General features: G+C 28.8%; 1 protein-coding gene. It reads left to right on the plus strand.

The genetic code is table 11. The annotated features are described in order from the left end of the window. Positions 1–1,197 precede the first annotated feature (1,197 nt). Complete coding sequence (locus PR766_RS18405; RefSeq protein ID WP_154635809.1) at positions 1,198–1,512, plus strand: helix-turn-helix domain-containing protein; 315 nt, start codon at positions 1,198–1,200, stop codon at positions 1,510–1,512. The last annotated feature ends 180 nt before the right edge of the window (positions 1,513–1,692 follow it).

Consider the following 1,692-nt stretch of genomic DNA (forward strand, 5'->3'; position numbering starts at 1 on the left):
ACACCTTAAGTGAGTATATTTATTCTTTATTATAAATAATGGGGCTCGCCTTATTTTTAATATTGTAAGGGGTCATTATACCTAATGATTTAACATTTCCTGATACTCCCATTTTGCTTGATGTTGTACAAAACCTCGACACATGGATTTAAAGTAATTTACTGATTTATATAGATTATCCTTGCCGAAGGTTCTTCCAAAAGACCTACCTGCAAGGCTTCCTGATATTGATTGATATTTCAATGTACCGTTTATCTTATAGATAAAAACAGATTTCCCTTAAACATCCTCTTATACAGAATAGCCAACATTATCTAGCTGAAATTATTTAATTTAAGTAATTCTGAGGCGAGGTTGATAACATGATAAAGCTGAGTGAAAAAATAGCCAAACTGAATGTGGCCGTTTCTCTTTATATGTTAATACCAACCCTTTATTGGTGAATAGGCTGATTTATACAAGGTGAGTCAAATATATTAACATTTAATATACTATCAGTATCCACAATATGAAATTATTTAAAATTCAATCAAATACAAAAAAGTGGTCAGCTTATAATGTAACAGGATGTTACTATATGAATGTTTGCAATATCAATAGTTATTAAATTTAGTTAACAAAAACCAAATTAAGTATTAATAACTAATTAATTGCTCTTAATTAGATTAACTTAGAGTTATTGACTGGTTATTTTAGTGGTGAAATCACTAAAAAACGTAAAGTATGTTTATTTGTACTTTATAAACAATAAATTATCGGCATAACCCGAGTTGGTTACAATTTTTACATATTATAAAAAATAAAAAACAACAAAAAGGAGTGTTTTGACAAAGTATAGATTACTAATAAAATAGACGAAAAATTACGAGCTATTAAATTGATTGTTCTTACAATCTAAAATCGTAATTATAATAACCTTGGTAATTATAATTGATAAAAAATTGCAGACTACTCTTTTCGCACTTGATTTTTATTGCATTGTAGCTACTTCTATTCTCTATTATCAATAATTGAGATTAAGAATAGCTCTTATTTATAATTTGTATTACATCTTATTTGTATTTTGTATTTAAAATTTATTGTAGATGGGAAAATATGAAGAGAAAATTCAAATCCAAAAAGAATCTCGGTATAGGATATCCCGAAAGTAATTCAAAAATGATTACAACGGAAGACTCGGAGGTGTGGTCACTACAGATGGTCGCGGGTCATTTGATAAGGGACTTTCGTCAGGAAATTGGTATGTCCGAGAGCGAGTTAGCTCACATTATGGGTATTAGTCAACAGCAGATTTCCCGTTATGAACGCGGTGTGTGTGATTTTACATTGTCGTATGTTGACGCTTTTGCAGCGGCGTTTGGACTGACATTACGACAATTTATGGATAAATTGTTTGAGAGTCTCTATATTCAAGGGGCTATGGAACAGAATATCCCACCAATTTTCAGACAGAATACATCCAATATGGAACAAGAAATTAACGCTATTATAGATGGATTAAAAAATAATTAATGAATTCATTAGAGTAAGCCTCAATTAGATTGAGTAAATGCACTAGTTTCTTTATGGACTTTAATTATCTTATAAAGAAATGAAATTAAAATTGTTATTATTTATCTAAAATAGAATAGCTCTATCATGAATATATTTTTATGTTATTTCTTTATTGGTATTATCTGATTAATTATTGAA

This window comes from Providencia sp. PROV208, assembly GCF_028479465.1.
In the GTDB taxonomy this organism is placed as follows: Bacteria; Pseudomonadota; Gammaproteobacteria; order Enterobacterales; family Enterobacteriaceae; genus Providencia; species Providencia alcalifaciens.

What these genes read in the sequence shown, in the direction of transcription:
- PR766_RS18405 (WP_154635809.1), top strand. Translation starts at nt 1,198, where the DNA reads ATGGTCGCGGGTCATTTGATAAGGGACTTTCGTCAGGAAATTGGTATG.